This is a genomic window from Ottowia sp. (assembly GCF_035325765.1).
Lineage (GTDB): Bacteria > Pseudomonadota > Gammaproteobacteria > Burkholderiales > Burkholderiaceae_C > Ottowia.
Map to the genome: position 1 here is coordinate 1 of NZ_DAOKZG010000055.1, position 16,964 is coordinate 16,964.

21 protein-coding genes and 2 pseudogenes are annotated in these 16,964 nt (G+C 69.5%); 15 read left to right on the top strand and 8 right to left on the bottom strand.

What is annotated here, in order from left to right:
* The 8 genes and pseudogenes from PKA16_RS13835 to PKA16_RS13870 all read left to right on the top strand — a co-directional run.
* Positions 1-341: pseudogene (locus PKA16_RS13835) on the top strand (50S ribosomal protein L2); the annotation flags it as partial.
* A 12-nt stretch (positions 342-353) separates the two neighbouring features.
* Positions 354-629 (top strand): 30S ribosomal protein S19, encoded by a 276-nt coding sequence (rpsS, locus tag PKA16_RS13840; protein WP_324404058.1) that lies wholly within the window; start codon positions 354-356, stop codon positions 627-629.
* A gap of 11 nt (positions 630-640) precedes the next feature.
* The gene (rplV, locus tag PKA16_RS13845; protein ID WP_324404060.1) at positions 641-976 is read left to right on the top strand and encodes a 50S ribosomal protein L22; all 336 of its coding nucleotides are present in this window, start codon (positions 641-643) and stop codon (positions 974-976) included.
* Positions 977-995: 19 nt separating this feature from the next.
* Positions 996-1,892, top strand: a complete 897-nt coding sequence (gene rpsC, locus PKA16_RS13850) for a 30S ribosomal protein S3 (protein ID WP_324404062.1) — start codon at positions 996-998, stop codon at positions 1,890-1,892.
* Between the two features lie 3 nt (positions 1,893-1,895).
* A complete protein-coding gene (rplP, locus tag PKA16_RS13855; RefSeq protein WP_324404064.1) occupies positions 1,896-2,312 on the top strand; it encodes a 50S ribosomal protein L16 in 417 nt (138 codons plus the stop codon).
* 16 nt (positions 2,313-2,328) lie between these two features.
* Complete coding sequence (gene rpmC / locus PKA16_RS13860) at positions 2,329-2,535, top strand: 50S ribosomal protein L29 (protein ID WP_324404066.1); 207 nt, start codon at positions 2,329-2,331, stop codon at positions 2,533-2,535.
* Between the two features lie 2 nt (positions 2,536-2,537).
* On the top strand, positions 2,538-2,807 hold the full coding sequence (rpsQ, locus tag PKA16_RS13865; protein ID WP_324404068.1) for a 30S ribosomal protein S17: 270 nt from the start codon (positions 2,538-2,540) through the stop codon (positions 2,805-2,807).
* A gap of 150 nt (positions 2,808-2,957) precedes the next feature.
* Entirely contained in the window at positions 2,958-3,467 is a 510-nt protein-coding gene (locus PKA16_RS13870) for a peroxiredoxin (RefSeq protein WP_324404070.1), read from the top strand.
* Between the two features lie 122 nt (positions 3,468-3,589).
* Here PKA16_RS13870 and PKA16_RS13875 read toward each other — a convergent pair whose 3' ends face one another.
* Positions 3,590-4,102 (bottom strand): GNAT family N-acetyltransferase, encoded by a 513-nt coding sequence (locus tag PKA16_RS13875; protein WP_324404072.1) that lies wholly within the window; start codon positions 4,100-4,102, stop codon positions 3,590-3,592.
* 59 nt (positions 4,103-4,161) lie between these two features.
* A complete protein-coding gene (locus tag PKA16_RS13880; RefSeq protein WP_324404074.1) occupies positions 4,162-4,836 on the bottom strand; it encodes a cytochrome b/b6 domain-containing protein in 675 nt (224 codons plus the stop codon).
* A 118-nt stretch (positions 4,837-4,954) separates the two neighbouring features.
* Between PKA16_RS13880 and PKA16_RS13885 the strand changes: the two genes are divergently transcribed.
* Positions 4,955-5,416 carry a cytochrome c gene (locus PKA16_RS13885; RefSeq protein WP_324404076.1) on the top strand — a complete coding sequence of 154 codons (462 nt, stop codon included), beginning with the start codon at positions 4,955-4,957 and terminating at the stop codon, positions 5,414-5,416.
* A gap of 63 nt (positions 5,417-5,479) precedes the next feature.
* On the opposite strand, the gene PKA16_RS13890 is transcribed toward PKA16_RS13885, so the two are convergent.
* The 3 genes from PKA16_RS13890 to PKA16_RS13900 form a co-directional block, all read right to left on the bottom strand.
* Positions 5,480-5,953: a TlpA disulfide reductase family protein gene (locus PKA16_RS13890; RefSeq protein ID WP_324404095.1), complete on the bottom strand. Its 474-nt coding sequence runs from the start codon at positions 5,951-5,953 to the stop codon at positions 5,480-5,482.
* 195 nt (positions 5,954-6,148) lie between these two features.
* The gene (locus tag PKA16_RS13895; protein ID WP_324404078.1) at positions 6,149-6,883 is read right to left on the bottom strand and encodes an alpha/beta hydrolase; all 735 of its coding nucleotides are present in this window, start codon (positions 6,881-6,883) and stop codon (positions 6,149-6,151) included.
* A 313-nt stretch (positions 6,884-7,196) separates the two neighbouring features.
* Positions 7,197-8,432, bottom strand: a complete 1,236-nt coding sequence (locus PKA16_RS13900; RefSeq protein ID WP_324404080.1) for a CaiB/BaiF CoA-transferase family protein — start codon at positions 8,430-8,432, stop codon at positions 7,197-7,199.
* A gap of 61 nt (positions 8,433-8,493) precedes the next feature.
* On the opposite strand from PKA16_RS13900, the gene PKA16_RS13905 reads away from it, so the two are divergent.
* The 5 genes from PKA16_RS13905 to PKA16_RS13925 all read left to right on the top strand — a co-directional run bounded on the left by PKA16_RS13905 (position 8,494) and on the right by PKA16_RS13925 (position 13,067).
* Positions 8,494-9,033: a hypothetical protein gene (locus PKA16_RS13905; RefSeq protein ID WP_324404082.1), complete on the top strand. Its 540-nt coding sequence runs from the start codon at positions 8,494-8,496 to the stop codon at positions 9,031-9,033.
* A gap of 37 nt (positions 9,034-9,070) precedes the next feature.
* Positions 9,071-9,490 carry a PTS fructose transporter subunit IIA gene (locus PKA16_RS13910; RefSeq protein ID WP_324404084.1) on the top strand — a complete coding sequence of 140 codons (420 nt, stop codon included), beginning with the start codon at positions 9,071-9,073 and terminating at the stop codon, positions 9,488-9,490.
* Entirely contained in the window at positions 9,487-9,756 is a 270-nt protein-coding gene (locus tag PKA16_RS13915; protein WP_324404086.1) for an HPr family phosphocarrier protein, read from the top strand. Before PKA16_RS13910 ends, PKA16_RS13915 begins: the two co-directional genes overlap by 4 nt.
* 97 nt (positions 9,757-9,853) lie before the next feature.
* Positions 9,854-11,566, top strand: a complete 1,713-nt coding sequence (ptsP, locus tag PKA16_RS13920; protein ID WP_324404088.1) for a phosphoenolpyruvate--protein phosphotransferase — start codon at positions 9,854-9,856, stop codon at positions 11,564-11,566.
* 127 nt (positions 11,567-11,693) lie between these two features.
* Entirely contained in the window at positions 11,694-13,067 is a 1,374-nt protein-coding gene (locus PKA16_RS13925; RefSeq protein ID WP_324404089.1) for a tryptophanase, read from the top strand.
* Positions 13,068-13,197: 130 nt separating this feature from the next.
* Here the strand turns inward: PKA16_RS13925 and PKA16_RS13930 are convergent, their stop codons facing one another.
* Positions 13,198-14,100 carry a DMT family transporter gene (locus PKA16_RS13930; protein WP_324404091.1) on the bottom strand — a complete coding sequence of 301 codons (903 nt, stop codon included), beginning with the start codon at positions 14,098-14,100 and terminating at the stop codon, positions 13,198-13,200.
* Between the two features lie 285 nt (positions 14,101-14,385).
* Between PKA16_RS13930 and prxU the strand changes: the two genes are divergently transcribed.
* Complete coding sequence (prxU, locus tag PKA16_RS13935; RefSeq protein ID WP_324404093.1) at positions 14,386-15,102, top strand: thioredoxin-dependent peroxiredoxin; 717 nt, start codon at positions 14,386-14,388, stop codon at positions 15,100-15,102.
* Positions 15,103-15,118: 16 nt separating this feature from the next.
* Here the strand turns inward: prxU and lipB are convergent, their stop codons facing one another.
* Complete coding sequence (gene lipB / locus PKA16_RS13940; protein ID WP_324404097.1) at positions 15,119-15,811, bottom strand: lipoyl(octanoyl) transferase LipB; 693 nt, start codon at positions 15,809-15,811, stop codon at positions 15,119-15,121.
* Positions 15,812-15,813: 2 nt separating this feature from the next.
* A pseudogene (locus PKA16_RS13945) lies at positions 15,814-16,964 on the bottom strand (type III restriction endonuclease subunit R); the annotation flags it as partial.

Sequence of the window (16,964 nt, forward strand, 5' to 3'; positions counted from 1 at the left end):
CGACGCTGCTGGCGCGCGAGGGCACCTACGCCCAGGTGCGCATGCGCTCGGGCGAGGTGCGCAAGGTGCACATCGAGTGCCGCGCCACCATTGGCGAGGTCGCCAACGCGGAGCACAGCCTGCGCCAGCTCGGCAAGGCCGGCGTCAAGCGCTGGATGGGCATTCGCCCGACCGTGCGCGGCATGGTGATGAACCCGGTCGACCACCCGATGGGCGGTGGCGAGGGACGCACCAAGGGCGGCAAGCACCCGATGGATCCCTGGGGCAACCTGACCAAGGGCTATCGCACGCGCAGCAACCGCCGCACGCAGAACATGATCGTGTCGCGTCGCAAGAAATAAGGACCTCCGCAAATGACTCGTTCTCTGAAAAAGGGTCCGTTTGTGGACCACCACCTGCTGGCCAAGGTCGACAAGGCCAGCGCCGGCAAGGACAAGAAGCCGATCAAGACGTGGTCGCGCCGCTCCATGATCCTGCCCGAGTTCATCGGCCTGACGATCGCCGTGCACAACGGCAAGCAGCACGTGCCGGTGTACGTGACCGACCAGATGGTCGGGCACAAGCTCGGCGAGTTCGCCCTGACGCGCACCTTCAAGGGGCACGCGGCGGACAAGAAGGCCAAGAAGTAAGGGGAAGCACCATGGCAACCGAAACCCGTGCAGTCCTGCGAGGCGTGCGCCTGTCGGTCGACAAGGGGCGCCTCGTGGCCGACCTGATCCGCGGCAAGAGAGTGGACCAGGCGCTGGACACGCTCAGCTTCACGCAGAAGAAGGCCGCCGGCATCATCAGGAAGGTGCTGGAGTCGGCGATCGCGAACGCCGAGCACAACGACGGCGCCGACATCGACGAGCTGCGCGTGACCTCGATCTTCGTCGAGCAGGGCACGACGCTCAAGCGCTCGGCCGCGCGCGCCAAGGGCCGCGGCGCTCGCCTGTCCAAGCCCACGTGCCATGTGTACGTGACGGTGGGCAACTGAGAAAGGCCACGAGAAGACTATGGGACAGAAAATCCATCCGACCGGCTTCCGCCTCGCGGTCAGCCGCAACTGGGCCAGCCGCTGGTACGCCAGCAATCGCGACTACGCCGGCATGCTGGCCGAGGACATCAAGGTGCGCGAGCACCTGAAGTCCAAGCTCAAGAACGCCGCCGTCTCGCGCGTGCTGATCGAGCGTCCGGCCAAGAACGCCCGCATCACCATCTACTCGGCGCGCCCGGGCGTGGTGATCGGCAAGAAGGGCGAGGACATCGAGCGCCTGAAGAAGGAACTGGCGACGCAACTGGGCGTGCCGGTGGCGGTCAACATCGAGGAGGTGCGCAAGCCCGAGGTCGATGCCCAGCTGATCGCCGACTCGATCACCCAGCAGCTCGAGAAGCGCATCGCCTTCCGCCGCGCCATGAAGCGCGCGATGCAGAACGCCATGCGCCTGGGCGCGCAGGGCATCAAGATCATGTCCTCGGGCCGCCTGAACGGCATCGAGATCGCGCGCACCGAGTGGTACCGCGAGGGCCGCGTGCCGCTGCACACGCTGCGTGCGGAGATCGACTACGGTTTCTCCGAGGCCCACACGACCTACGGCACCATCGGCGTCAAGGTCTGGGTCTACAAGGGCGACAACCTGGGTCGCAGCGACGCGCCCTCGCTCGACAGCACGCCGCGCCCCGAGGGCGAGGAGCGCCGCGGTCCGCGCGGTCCGCGCCGTGACGGCCGTGGCGGCCCCGGCGGTGACCGCCGCGGTGGCCCACGCCGTGATGCTCGCGGTGGCGGCAGCGCCGCGCCTGCCGATGGCAGCGACAAGCCCGCCGAAGGCCAGGGGGCCGAAGCGAAACCCGCCGTCAAGCGCGTGCGCAAGGCCGAATCGGGCACTGCCGCGGGCGGCGCGCAAGGAGAATAAGACATGCTGCAACCCGCACGCAGAAAGTACCGCAAGGAGCACAAGGGCCGCAACACCGGCATTGCCACGCGTGGCAATACCGTGGCCTTCGGCGACTTCGGCCTCAAGTCCACCGACCGCGGTCGCCTGACGGCGCGCCAGATCGAGTCCGCCCGCCGCGCCATCACGCGCCATGTCAAGCGCGGTGGCCGCATCTGGATCCGCGTGTTCCCGGACAAGCCCATTTCCACCAAGCCGGCCGAGGTCCGCATGGGCAACGGCAAGGGCAATCCCGAGTTCTACGTGGCCGAGATCCAGCCCGGCAAGGTGCTCTACGAGATCGTCGGCGTGCCCGAGGAGCTGGCGCGCGAGGCCTTTGCGCTGGCCGCCGCCAAGCTGCCGCTGCGCACGACCTTCGTCACGCGCATGCTCGGCCAGTGAGCCGGAGGAAGACCCGATGAAAACCGCTGAATTGCGTCAAAAGGACGTCGCCGGCCTGCAGGCCGAGGTCAAGGAACTGCAGAAGGCACACTTCAACCTGCGCATGCAGAAGGCCACCCAGCAGCTGAACAACACCGCCCAGCTGGGCCAGACGCGCCGCGCCATCGCGCGCGCCAAGACGGTGCTGGCCGAGAAGCAGGCCGCGGCCGCGAGCAAGGAGTGATCATGACCGAAGCCAAACCCTCGCTGAAACGCACCCTGGTCGGCAAGGTGGTGAGCGACAAGCGCGCCAAGACCGTGACCGTGCTGGTCGAGCGCCGCGTCAAGCACCCGATCTACGACAAGATCGTGATGCGTTCGAGCAAGTACCACGCGCATGACGAGAATGGCGAGTACAAGCTGGGCGACACGATCGAGATCACCGAAAGCCGCCCGCTGTCCAAGACCAAGAACTGGGTGGCGACGCGCCTGGTGCAGAAGGCCGCCCGCGTCTGACCGCATCGGCGCCGGCAGCGCGCCCGTCAAACCTGCACGCGCAGCGCAGGTGCTCGAAACGGCCCACAATGTGGGCCGTTTTCATGGGTGCGTGGGCGACGGTGCGATCGGGCGCCGCCGCGCTGCCCCAGTCCTGCAAGGAGCATTCTCATGATCAAGGTGGGCGACAGCTTGCCGGCAGTCACGCTGTCGGAGTATTCGGAAGTCGAGGGCAACGGCTGCAGCATTGGCCCCAATCCGGTCGACGTCGTGAAGTCGGCGACGGGCAAGACGATCGCGCTGTTCGCGGTCCCGGGTGCGTTCACGCCGACCTGCTCGAACCGCCACGTGCCCAGCTTCCTGGAGAACCGCGACGCGCTCAAGGCTGCCGGGGTCGACGAGATCTGGTGCGTCGCGGTGAATGACCCGTTCGTCATGGGCGCCTGGGGGCGCGAGCTCAAGACCGCGGGGAAGATCCGCATGCTGGCCGACGGCAACGGCGATTTCGCGAAGGCCGCGGGGCTGACGCTGGACGCCAGCGGCCTGGGCCTGGGCCTGCGCAGCCAGCGCTATTCGATGCTGGTGAAGGACGGCAAGGTCGTCACGCTCAACGTCGAGGGCGATCCGACCAAGGCCGAGGTCAGCGACGGCGCCACGCTGCTGGCACAGGCCAGGGGCTGACCGGAGCCGGACACGCCGGGCCGTCGCCTCGCACCGGCGCTGGCCGGCGCGGGGTGCCCCCCATGGGCTCAACGTGGCGCAGGCGGCGTCCGCGGCACGCGCACGCGCCCGGTGCACCGGCATCAGTAGTGGTTTGCGCAATCGCGCAAATCCACCTTCAGGTAGTGCGCACCCGCGATCGGGTTGTGGTAGTAGGGCGGGATCTCGACGAAGCCAAGATCGGCATACAGGGCGCGCGCGGACTCCATGTCGTCCAGCGTGTCCAGCAGCACGCTGACGTAGCCGAGCTGGATGGCGGCCTCGAGGATCGCCTCGGCCAGTTGCCGCCCCAGCCCGAAGCCGCGAAAGGCCTTGCGCACGTACAGGCGCTTCATCTCGGCGGCGTTGGAATAATCGACGTCGTCGATCGGCCGCAGCGCGCAGCAGCCGGCCAGCTCGCCTTCGACCAGGGCCAGCAGCAGCGTCCCGCGCGGCGCGCCATAGTCGCCCGGCAGGTTCGTCAGCTCGGCCTCGAAGCCCTGGAAGCACAGATCCACGCCGAGTTGCTCCGCGTACTCGCGAAACAGGGCGCGCGCGCCTTCGATCTGCTGCGGCGTTTCGGCGACGATCAGGTCAACGGACGGGAGTGGGTCCACGGACGACGGGAGCGGTGCCGGTCGGGCACCCTGGCTTGCGATGGGTAGTCGGTCGCAGTCTATCCGAAGACCGGGGCGGCGCCCCATTGCAGCAGGGCATAGACCGCGGCAGCGGCCAGCGCGAACAACGCCAGTGCCAGCAGGCGCCGGCTCGCCGTGTCGCGCGAGCCCGTGATGCCCGGGGCCATCCGCTTGTCGCCCCAGATCATCGGTCCGACCAGGTTGTGGCGGCGCAGCAGGTAGACGATGATGGCCAGCGCGTGCAGCAGCACCAGGCCGATCACCAGGAACTTGCCCCAGGAGGTGTGGTAGCGGCTGGCCAGGTCGACCGTGGCGCCCGACACGCGTGCGGCGAGCGGCCCCGCGTAGGCGATTTCGTCGTCGGCGAACAATCCGCTGGTCACCTGCAGGCCCAGCGCCGCCAGCATCGCCAGCACCGACAGGGCACCCAGCGGGCTGTGGCCGGCGTGCTCGGCCGGATCGGCCTGCCCGCGCAGGTGTCGCAGCAGCCGCCGAGGCGTCGGCCAGAAGCTGGCAAAACGCGACCAGTGCCCGCCCAACACGCCCCAGGCGAGGCGAAACAGCAGCAGCGCGAGGATCAGGTAGCCGACGCGGAAATGCCAGTGCATGGCATCGCCGCCGATCCTGGCCAGCACCACCATCGCCACCACGGCGGCGGCCAGGACCCAGTGGAACAGGCGGGTGGGCAGATCCCAGATGCGGACGCGTTGCACGGCTTCACACGACGGAGACAATCGGACGCCGCAGGCCGGTTATGCTGCGGCACCTCGATTCGAGCCAGTGTAGCGCCCCGGCGCCGCGTTCGACCCCTTTGCACAGGAGCAGCCGACGATGAAATCCGCCCCGAACCTGGTTCTTGCCTTGTGTACCGCTGCGCTGGCGGCGCCGGCCGCCGCCCAGTTTGCCAAGGCCGAGGATGCCATCAAGTATCGCCAGAGTGCATTGACCGTGCTGGGCACGCACTTCGCCCACCTGGGCGCGATGGCAGACGGCAAGATTGCCTACGATGCGCCTGCCGCCGCGGCCAATGCGGACGTGGTCCTGCTGGCCTCCCGGCTGCCCTGGCACGCCTTCGGCCCGGGCACCGACAAGGGGCGCGAAACCGCGGCCCGGCCCGAAATCTGGCAGCAGCCGGACAAGTTCAGGGAGCGCAGCCAGGCCATGCAGGCGCAGGTGGCGGACGCCCTGGTGCCGGCTGCCAGGAGCGGCAACCTGGACCAGCTCAAGGCGGCTTTTGGGCCCACGGCGCGCAGCTGCAAGGCGTGCCACGACGACTTTCGGCGCAAGCGGTGAACGCTGCGCCCGGGACCCAAAAAAATGCGCCGGCTCCGGCGCATTTTCTTGTGCGGGAGCGCGTCAGGCTTCCGCCAGCAGCTTTTCGATCAGCTTGTGGAGTTCGTCGAAATTGGGCGCGCCGACGTACTTCTTGACGATCTGGCCCTGCTTGTTGACGATGTAGGTGGTGGGGGTCAGCTGCACGTCGCCCCAGGCCTTGGCCACCGCGCCGGTGTTGTCGATCGCCACCTTGAACGGAAGCTTGCGCGTCTCGGCGAAATTCACGACGTAGCCCGGCGGGTCGTACTCCATCGCCACGGCAATCGTCTCGTAGCCGCGCGCGCGGTACTTGTCGTAGGTGGCGACGACCTGCGGCATCTCGGCCACGCAGGTGGTGCAGCTGGTGGCCCAGAAATTGACCAGGGTGACCTTGCCCTTCAGGTCCTGGGTGGTCTGGCTGCTGCCGTCCAGCAGCACGAAGGTGGACGGCGGCGCGGCATCGTTGCCACAGCCGGCCAGAACAGCGGCGGCACCGAGGAGCGAAGCCAGGACGATGCGACGGGTCGAAATCGAGATCTTCACGGACTGCATTTTAGTTGCCCCTCGCGCCGCGTGCCATCCGCGCCGCATGAAACGATACGGCCTAAGGCTGCGGTGTCTGGCACGTGGCGCGCGGCGGCGCAAGGGGGGTCACTCCTGCCGGCTGGGGGTTTCCGCAGCCGCATTCGATGCTTCCGGCGGCGGCGAAGTTCAGTCCGCCAGCTCCAGCAGCAGCTGCGTCATGGCCGCGCGCTCGCTCAGCATGGGGTCGTGGCCCGTGGCGAGCTCGACGATGCGGCTGCCGGGCAGCCAGGCCCCGTCCCAGAAGCGGGGATCGCGCACGCGCGGGCGCATCGCGTCGATGGTGGCGAGCGCCGGCCGGGTGCAGTCGATGAAGGTGCGCGGCACGCGGGCCACGCGACCGGGGTCGAAGTCGAGCGTGGCCTCGTAGGTGTGGCCGGGGTGTGGGGTCTGGCGGCGCCTGACCCACTCGTAATCCGCGTCCCGCAGGCCAAACACCGCCGGATCGGGCGGCGGGAAGCTGAAGTCGGGCGTGGCGGCGGCAGCCTGCAGGCGGGCCTGGCGGGTGGCGTGGCCGTGGGTGCTGCTCCAGCTTTCGCCAGGGCGTGGCACCACGGCGTCGACATAGACCAGGTGGCGCAGCGCGCCCGGTGGCTCGCGGTCGGCCACGGCCGTGCCCAGCATGCCGGCGTAGGAGTGCGCCACCAGGATGCAGTCGTGCAGTTCCTCGGCCGCCAGTGCGCCCCGCACGTCGGCAATGTGCGTCTCCAGCGTGATCGCGGGCGAGAGCAGATGCGCGCGCTCACCCAGGCCGGTCAGGGTCACGGCGTGCGCATTGTGGCCGGCGCGGATCAGCGCGAGCTGCACCGGCCGCCAGTACCAGGCGCCACCCCAGGCACCGTGTACGAGCAGGTAGTTGGCCATGGCAAGTCCTCCTGGGGCTTCATGCGAACCTGGGTCCGAATGATCCCAAAAACGGCAGTTGACCGCTCGTGAACCTCTCGAACGCCACATGGACATTGGGCTTGGCCGCTTCCATCACGCTCACGGGCGCCGCTGCGAATATTCTGCCCGCGACGCGGGCGCAGTCCGTCCCGATGCATTGCATCATCCGGCACGCGGGAAGCGACCCACCGCAACGCTGACCGCGCAGCAGGCCAGTCGGGGCGTCTCCCTGGCCACAGGATGCACCCGCCCCGGGGCCCATGGCGCGCAGCACCATGGGGAATGTTTCATGTCAGATGATGCCTTGCGTGCGCAGGTCGGCGACTTGCGCCGCGTCCAGCCCCAGCAGCTCCTGCAGCACCTCGTCGGTGTGCTGGCCCAGCAGCGGCGGCGGGCGGTCGTGCCGCACCGGCGTGCGGCTCAGCTTGAGCGGGCTGGCAACGAGGCGCAGGTCGCGCCGCAGCGGATGCGGCCAGGTGTCGACCATGGCGCGGGCCTGCACCTGGGGGTCGGCAAACACCTCGTCCAGGCCGTTGATCGGTCCGCAGGGCACCTGCGCGGCTTCCAGCGCCGCCAGCCAGTCGGCCTTGCGCCGGCGCGCCAGGATCGACTCCAGCAGGGGCACGAGCACGCTGCGCTGGCGCACGCGCTCGGCGTTCGTGGCAAAGCGCGGATCGCGGGCCAGTTCCGGACAGCCGGCGGCGGCGCAGAAGCGGGCGAACTGGCCATCGTTGCCGACCGCCAGGATGATGAAGTCCTTGCTGCCGTCGGCACGCGGCGCCACTTCGAACACCTGGTAGGGCACGATGTTGGCGTGCGCGTTGCCCATGCGCCCGGGCAGCGTGCCCGCCACCAGGTGGTTGGCGCCCAGGTTGGCCAGCATGGCGACCTGGGTGTCGAGCAGCGCCAGGTCCAGGTACTGCCCTTCGCCGCTGCGCTCGGCGTCGCGCAGTGCCGCCAGAATGCCGACCGTCGCGTAGAGGCCGGTGAACAGGTCGGCCACCGCCACGCCCACCTTCTGCGGGCCGCCGCCCTGGTCGTCGCGCTCGCCGGTCACGCTCATCAGACCGCCCATGCCCTGGATGATGTAGTCGTAGCCGGCGCGCGGCGCGTAGGGTCCGGTCTGGCCGAAGCCGGTCAGGCTGCAGTACACCAGCTTCGGGTTGATGGCCGAAAGCTGTGCGTAGTCCAGCCCGTAGCGCGCCATGTCGCCGACCTTGAAGTTCTCGATGAACACGTCGCAGTGCTCGACCAGCGCGCGGATCAGCCGCTGGCCGGCGGGCTGGGCGATGTCGCAGGTGAGCGAGCGCTTGTTGCGGTTGGCGCCCAGGTAGTAGGCCGCCTCGTGCGATTCGATGCCGTCGTCGCCGACCAGGAAGGGCGGTCCCCAGCCGCGCGTGTCGTCGCCGCTGCCGGGGCGCTCGATCTTGATCACGTCGGCGCCGAGGTCGGCCAGTGTCTGGGTGCACCAGGGGCCGGCCAGCACGCGTGAGAGGTCGAGCACGCGAATGCCGTCCAGAGCGTTCATGCGCCCGATTCTCGCTCAGGCGCGCCGCGGCCGCGCCAGGTGGGCATCGATAATCGGCCCCATGGCCTGGTTGCGTTTCATCGGCATCGGCATGATCTCGCTGGTCGCGCTCGCCTGTACGCCGGCGCTGAACTGGCGCACGGTCGCGCTCGAGTCCTCCAGCGCCAGCGCGTTGCTGCCCTGCAAGCCCGAGCGCACGCGGCGCGAGGTGCCGCTCGGCGGCGTGCCGACCGACCTGGCCGTGGTGGGCTGCAGGAGTGGCGCCATGACCTTTGCCGTCATGACCGCGCGCATGTCGGACGACGTCGAGACCGATGCCGTGCTGGCGGGTTGGCAACAGGCCACGCTGGCCAACATGCGCGCCGAGGCGGCCACGGTCGAGCGCAGCGATTTTCGGCCCGCGGGTGGCCTGCCGCTGGTGCACGCGCAGCGCCTGCTGGCGCGCGGCCGGGGCGGCGACGGGCGCGCCGTGGCGGCGCAGGCGGTGTGGAGCGCGCGCGCCGCGCCCGGTGGCGGGGCCGAATTGCTGCATGCGGTGGTCTACGCCGAGCAGGTCCAGCCGGAGGTGGCGGATGCCTTCTTTGCCGGAATCCGCTGGTGAGAGCGGCCTCGGTCCGGCGCACGGATAATCGGCAGTCATGAACGCTGTGCTGCTTGTCGCCCATGCACCGCTGGCGCAAGCGCTGCGCCAGGCAGCGCTGCACGTGCTGCCCGACGCCGGGGCGGACGTCTTGGCCGTCGACGTGCAAGCGGAGGCCACGCCCGAACAAAGCCTCGCGCTGGCGCGTGCCGCGCTGGCGCGGCTTGGCCAGCGCCCCGGGGTGCTGATCCTGTCCGACGTGGTCGGGGCCACGCCCTGCAACGTGGCCAGCCGCCTGGTGCAGCCCCCGCACAGCGAGCTGCTGGCGGGCGTCAACCTGCCGATGCTGCTGCGCGCGCTGAGCTATCGCGGCGAGTCGCTGGAGATGATGGCCGAACGCGCCGTGGCCGGCGGCGTGCAGGGCATCCGCAGCGTGGCGGCGGCGACGTCGCGGACCGCTACCGCCTCCAGCCCATGATCCGCCGCGAAACCACCATCAGCAACAAGCTGGGCTTGCACGCGCGCGCCTCGGCCAAGCTGACCAAGCTGGCGGGCAGCTTCCCGTGCGAGGTCTGGATGAGCCGCGGCGAGCGCCGCATCAACGCCAAGAGCATCATGGGCGTGATGATGCTGGCCGCCGGCATCGGCGCCGAGGTGGTGGTCGAGACCGACGGGCCCGAGGAGCAGGCCGCCATGGACGCGCTGCTGGCGCTGATCGAGGACAAGTTCGGCGAAGGCGAATGATCATGCACCCGATGCCGCGCCGCACGCCGCGCCGGCCTGGCCGGCCGCCCCGCGAGGGCATGTACGTGGTCCTCGCTGATTCCGCTGCCCTGACGCCATGACCTTCGCGATCCACGGACTCGCGGTGGCGCGCGGCGTTGCCATGGGGCGCGCCGTGCTGGTGGCATCCAGCCGGGTCGAGGTGGCGCATTATTTCGTCGAGCCCGACGCGGTGCCGGCCGAGCTGGCGCGCCTGCGCGCGGCGCGCGACGCCGTCGTGGCCGAGCTCCAGCGCCTGCGCGCCGAGCTGCCGCGCGACGCGCCGCCCGAGCTGGCGGCACTGCTCGACGTGCACCTGCTGATGCTGCTGGACGAGAGCATTGGCGCCGACGTGCGCCAGTGGATCATCCAGCGGCGCTACAACGCCGAATGGGCGCTGGTCACCCAGCTCGACATCCTGTCGCGCCAGTTCGACGAAATGCAGGACGACTACCTGCGCGAGCGCAAGGCCGACCTGGAGCAGGTGGTCGAGCGCGTGCTGCGACGGCTCAAGGGCGCTGCTCCGCCGATGGCGCAGGGGCAGGAGCAGGACGAGCCGCTGGTGCTGGTGGCGCACGACCTGTCGCCAGCCGACATGCTGCAGTTCAAGAAGAGCGTGTTCACCGGCTTCGTCACCGATCTGGGCGGCAAGACCAGCCACACGGCGATCGTGGCGCGCAGCCTGGACATTCCGGCGGTGGTGGGTGCACGCTCGGCGAGCGACCTGGTGCGTCAGGACGACTGGGTCATCGTCGACGGCGACGCCGGCGTGCTGATCGTCGATCCCTCGCCCATCATCATCGAGGAGTACGCCTACCGACAGCGCCAGGGCGAGCTCGAGCGCGGGCGGCTGGCGCGACTGCGCAACACGCCGGCGATCACGCTGGATGGCGAGCGCATCGAGTTGCTGGCCAACATCGAGCAGCCGGACGATGCCGGCGCCGCGCTGGCGGCCGGGGCGGTGGGTGTCGGCCTGTTCCGCAGCGAATTCCTGTTCATGGGGCGAGGCGGCCAGTTGCCGGGCGAGGACGAGCAGTACCTTGCCTATCGGCGGGCGGTGGAGGCGATGCAGGGCCTGCCCACGACGATTCGCACCATCGACATCGGCGCCGACAAGCCGCTCGACGAGCGCCGCCCGGACACGCACCTGAATCCGGCCCTCGGGCTGCGCGCGATCCGCTGGAGTCTGGCCGAGCCGGCCATGTTCCTGACCCAGTTGCGCGCCCTGCTGCGCGCGGCGGCGCACGGCCAGGTGCAGGTGCTGATCCCGATGCTGGCGCACGCCAGCGAGATCCGCCAGACGCTGGAGCTGCTGGCGCGCGCGCGCCAGCAGCTCGACCAGCGCGGCGCCGTGCACGCGCCGGTGAAGATCGGCGCCATGATCGAGGTGCCGGCGGCGGCCCTGAGCGTGCGCCTGTTCCTGCGTCATTTCGACTTCCTCTCGATCGGCACCAACGACCTGACGCAATACGCCCTGGCGATCGACCGTTCGGACGAATCGGTGGCGCACCTGTACGACCCGCTGCATCCGGCGGTGCTGCAACTGGTGGCCGGCACCATTGCCGAAGCGCGCGCGTGGGACAAGCCGGTCACGGTATGCGGCGAGATGGCGGGCGACCCGCAGATGACGCGCCTGCTGCTCGGCCTGGGTTTGCGCAGCTTCTCCATGCACCCGTCGCAGCTCCTCGCCGTCAAGCAGGAAATCCTGCGCGCCGATGCCGCCAAGCTTGCGCCCTGGGCGCAGGTGGTGCTGGCGAGCGACGAACCGGCCGCGCTGTTGCAGGCGCGCTGACGGCCGCGCCGGCGGGCGGCCTGGGCAGCGCGACGCACCAGCCCATGTCGTTGCAAAAAGCCGACACCGCGACGGGCCGGCCGGTGCTAACTTGGCGATCCTGCCCTGCACGTTTCACGCCGCCACCATGCCCAAGACCCTGATCGAGCCGTTTCGCATCAAGAGCATCGAACCCATCCGCATGACCACGCGCGCCGAGCGCGAGCGCCTGCTCGAGGACGCGCGGCTCAACGTGTTCCAGCTCCATGCCGACGACGTGCTGATCGACTGGCTGACCGACTCCGGCACCGGCGCGATGTCGAGCCGCCAGTGGGGCGCCATCATGGAAGGCGACGAGAGCTACGCCGGCGCGCGCAGCTTCTTTCGCCTGCAGCGGGTGGTGCAGGACATCACCGGCATGGCGCACTTCGTGCCCACGCACCAGGGCCGCGCGGCCGAGAAGGTGCTGTTCGCGGCCGTGTGCCAGCCGGGCCAGCTGGTGCCCAGCAACTGCCACTTCGACACCACGCGCGCCAACCTGGAGCACGCCGGTGTCGAGGCGCTGGACCTGGTGATTCCCGAAGGCCTGCAGCCGGCGACGATCCACCCGTTCAAGGGCAACATCGACCTGGCGCGTGTCGAGGCCCTGCTCCAGAGCGAGGGCGCGCGCATCCCCTTCGGCATGCTCACCGTCACCAACAACACCGGCGGCGGCCAGCCGGTGTCCCTGGCCAACCTGCGCGCCTACAGCGCGCTGCTCAAGAAACACGGCAAGCCGCTCATCCTCGACATGTGCCGCTTCGCCGAGAACGCCATGTTCATCAAGATGCGCGAGAGCGGCTACCAGAACACCGCCGTGCGCGACATCGCGCGCGAGATGCTTTCCTGCGCCGACGGCGCCACCATGAGCGCGAAGAAGGACGGCATGGTCAACATCGGCGGCTTCATCGTGCTGCGCAGCGACGAATGGCTGGACGCCGTGCGCAACGACCTCATCATGATGGAGGGTTTTCCGACCTACGGCGGCATGGCCGGGCGCGACCTGGAGGCGCTCGCCGTCGGGCTGGAGGAGGGGCTGCAGGAGGACTACCTGCGCTACCGCCTGCGCACCGCCGAATACCTGGGGGAGCGCCTGGAGGCGGCAGGCGTGGGCTTCGTCAAGCCCACCGGCGGCCATGCGGTCTACATCGACGCGCGCACCGTGCTGCCGGACATGCCGGTGGCGCACTACCCAGCCTGGGCGCTGTGCAATGCGCTGTACCTCGAAGGTGGCATCCGCGGCGTCGAGGTCGGCTCGGTGATGTTCGGCAAGCGCCTGCCGGACGGCACCGAAACCTTCCACAGCATGGAGCTGGTGCGCCTGGCCTTCCCGCGTCGCATGTACACGCAAAGCCACTTCGACTACGCCGCCGAGGTGATCGCCGAGGTCAAGCAGCAGGCCGCCGGCATCCGCGGCGTGCGCATCGTCAAGCAGCCGAAGTACCTGCGGCACTTCACCTGCGAGTGCGCCTGGGTGGAATGACGCAATGACGCAATGACTGTGCCGCCGTGCGGCTTCGATGACCGACAGGGGCAGTGCCTGCGCCAGCCCGGTCCGTCATGGCGGCGCAGCCGCCGTCATCAAAGCGCACGCGGGGTCATTCCGTCATCGATCAGCGCGCCCGCGTCCCCACCACCGCCGCGCCCAGGATCAGCAAGGTCGCCAGTGCAATGCTGGTGGTGAGCGGCTCGCCGGTGGTCCACAGCAGCAGCAGGGTCGAGAGCAGCGGCGTCAGGTAGGCCAGCACGCCGATCTGGCGCGCGTCGCCCCGCTTCAGCGCCGCGTCCCACAGGAAGAAGGCGCCGCCCAGCGGCCCCAGGCCCAGCAGTGCGATCAGGCCCAGGTCGCGCGCGCTGAGCGCCGTCGCGGGTTCCAGCAGTGCATGGCAGAGCAGCGACAGCGCCGCCGACACCACGCCGAAGGTGCCGATGGCCGCCGTCGGATAGGCGTGGCGCGTGCTCGCCAGGCGCTTGCTCAGCACCGAGTAGCTCGACCAGATCAGCGCCGCGCCGGCCGCGCAGGCAAAGCCCAGCGGGGCGTTGCGCGCGGCATCGGCCGCCCCGCCGTCACGTCCCAGGATGGCGATGGCGGCCCCGGAAAAGCCGGCCAGCGCCGCCAGCAGGTGGGTTGCCGTGAGCCGCACGCCCGGCAGCAGCAGTGGCGCCAGCAGCACGATGCCGAGCGGCCACAGGTAATTGACCAGGTTGGCGGCCACCGGCGGCGCCAGTTGCAGCGCGGAAAACACCAGGAAGTGATAGCCGAACAGGCCGTACACGCCGATGCCCAGCGCCTGCGGCGTCACCGCCAGGCGGCGCAGGTCGAAGCGCGCCAGCGGCAGCGCGATCAGGCTGCCCGCGAGCAGGGCGAGTCCCGTGAGCAGGAACGGCGGCACGTGCGCCAGCGCGGTGCCGAGCGTGGCCAGCGAGGCCCACAGGGCGATGGTGGCCAGCGCCAGCAGGTTGGCGCTGGCGGCGTGACCGGATTGCGGCGGGGTGGGCTGGCTGGAAGGGGTCATGGCGGGGTGCGAGGGCGGCACGGGCCCGGGTGCCGCACAAGGCGGCCAGCGGGCCGGGTTCTGCCGCTTGGTCGACCGGGATCAATCAGCCTGAAAATGGCAGTTGGACGCGCTCGCCCAACAGGTGGGGGTGATCGAAGCAGCGGAAGTCAAGGTTCATGCGGCTCTCGTGAAGAAGGCAAGCGGTCAACTGCCGTTTTCAGGATGAGTATCGGGTGAAGTACTCTGGGTGATACGCTAGACTGGTCGCGGCGTGGCCCGTCGGCCGCGCATGAAGGAGCAGACATGTCGCAAGATGCTGCGAGTTGTGCTCGCGTCACCAGTTCGGTGGCTGGCGCTCCGGCGCCGGACGCCGGTGGCATCCCCGCAACCCAGGTTCCCAGGGAGGCAAGCCCGATGACCGCACGTGTTGGCCGCAAGGCGCCGGACTTTACCGCACCCGCCTATCACAAGGGCGGATTCGGCAGTGTCAGCTTGTCCGATTTTCTCGGCAAGTGGGTGCTGCTGTGTTTCTATCCGGGCGACTTCACCTTCGTCTGAGCCACCGAAGTGTCCGCGGTCGCGGCGCAATACGGTGAACTGCAGAAGCTGGGGGTGGAAGTCATATCGGTCAGCGTCGACAGCCATTTCGTGCACAAGATGTGGAACGATCACGAGCTGTCGAAGATGGTCGAAGGCGGCATCCCGTTCCCCATGGCGGCCGACCAGGCCGGCAACGTCGGCCGCGCGTACGGCTGCTGGGACGAGGAACAGGGTGTCGAGATGCGGGGTCGCTTCATCATCGACCCGGACGGCGTGATCCAGGCGATGGAGGTGCTGACCCCGCCCGTGGGGCGCAAGATCGCCGAGACCATCCGCCAGGTCCAGGCGTTCCAGCACGTGCGGGCCACGCAGGGCAAGGAGGCCATGCCGGCCGGCTGGGAGCCGGGCAAGGCAACGCTCAAGCCGGGTCCCGAACTCGTGGGCAACGTCTGGAAGGTCTGGAACCCGTCGATGGAGTAGGCGCCGGCGCGCGGGTTCACGGCTGGAGCAGGCGCTCCAGTTCATGTGCCAGTTGCGCCGCGACTTCGTTCCAGCCCGCGGTCACGCCGAGGGTGGCCAGGTCCACCGTCGGCAGGCCGGGGTAGCCGCACGGGTTGATGCGCGAGAACGGCTCCAGGTCCATCGCCACGTTCAGCGCCAGTCCGTGGTAGCTGCGGTGGTGGCCGACCTTGATGCCGAGCGCGGCGATCTTGGCGAGGCCCGTGAAATCCGGCGGCGGTGCCGGCGTGCCCGGCGCGCGTCGCTGCGGGCGCTGGGGCAGCACGGCGTGGCCGGACGGATCCTGGAGGCGCACGTAGATGCCGGGCGCGCCGGCCACGCGGTGGCCGGTGATCTCGAAGCGCGCCAGCGTGCGGATCGCCGCCTCTTCCAGCCGGTGCACGTATTCCTTCACGAAGTAGCCGCGCAGGGACAGGTCGACCAGCGGATAGGCCACCACCTGGCCCGGGCCGTGGTAGGTCACCTGGCCGCCGCGGTCGGTCTGCACCACCGGGATCGCGCCCGGCGCCAGCACGTGCTCGGGCCGGCCCGCCAGGCCCAGCGTGAACACCGGCGGGTGCTCGCACAGCCAGAGCTGCTCGCGGAACTGGCCCGCCGGCAGCGCGGTGGCACGCTTCATTTCGGCAAGGGTGGGCGCGTAGTCCACGCGGCCCAGCACGCGGATGTCCATCGTCATGCCAACACCACGTCCAGTTGTCGCGCGAGGTCCAGGCCCTCTTGCGTTTTCATGAGCCAGCCGAACACGGCTCGGCCGCCGCTGCGGCGTGCCCACAGTGCACCGATCTGGTGCTTCTCGATCTCGCCCGGGTCGCTAGCCAGGTGTGCGCCCTTGTATTCGAGCAACGCGATACGCCCGTCCACCAACTCGGCCACGAAGTCGGCAAAGAAGCGGTTGCGCGAGGTCGGTAGCCAGAAGCCCGCCGGCGCGACGTCCAGATTGCGCACCCAGTGCTTGACCCGGGGGTGACGGTCGATCAACTGCGCGCAGGCGAATTCCTCGCCCTCGCTCTTCAGGTCGGCGATCACCGGGTAGTAGTGTTTGCGGAATTCGTAGCGTCCGCTGTAGCGACTGCCGGCCGGCGCCGGGTAGCGGCCGGGTTCGAACACGTGCGGGTGCGCCCAGTCGGGCTCGACCTGCCAGCCACCATCGAGCACGAGTTGCCGAAATTGCTGTCGGGCCGCTGCATCCCGCAAGTCGCCGGCCTTGGCCTCCAGCGCGCGCGCCAGGGTGAAGCGTGCCTGCGCCAGCGTCTCGATCGGCACCTGCTTTTCGTGCGGCAGTCGTTGCACGACGGCGGCAAACCAGGGCTCGCGCTGCGCCGGAGTGAACTCTGGCAGCCGGGCATACAGCGACTGCTCCAGCCAACGCACCAAGTCCTGCGCGCCGATGCCGTTGGCGCCGTAGTTCAGGGCGATTTGCGTGCTGTCGGCCGGGCGCAACTTGACGTGCTCGTCCTTCAGGTAAATCTCAAACGCGCGGCTTTGCTCCACTACTTGAAAACCGGGCAGGTCGATGGCCGTTGGCGTGAGCAGATCGATGTCGACAGCCGCCAGCAGCGCCTCGCGCTCCAGCGGCCACAGCTCGTCTTGCGACGGGGCCGGCGAAGCCGAAGGCGACTCTCGGTAACCCAGCGGCGGCACTGGCGCAAAGCGCTCCCCGCGCGCGACCGGCGCCGTTTGCGCCGCCACCAGCGCGTTGTGCCGCGCGATCTGCTGGCGCACCGCGTGCTGCTTCTTGGCGCCGCGCACGCCGGCCAGCAACTGGCCTTCCAGCTCGGCGCCGATGTGGCCGCTGACCACCACGCGCGGCGCGCCGGCGATGG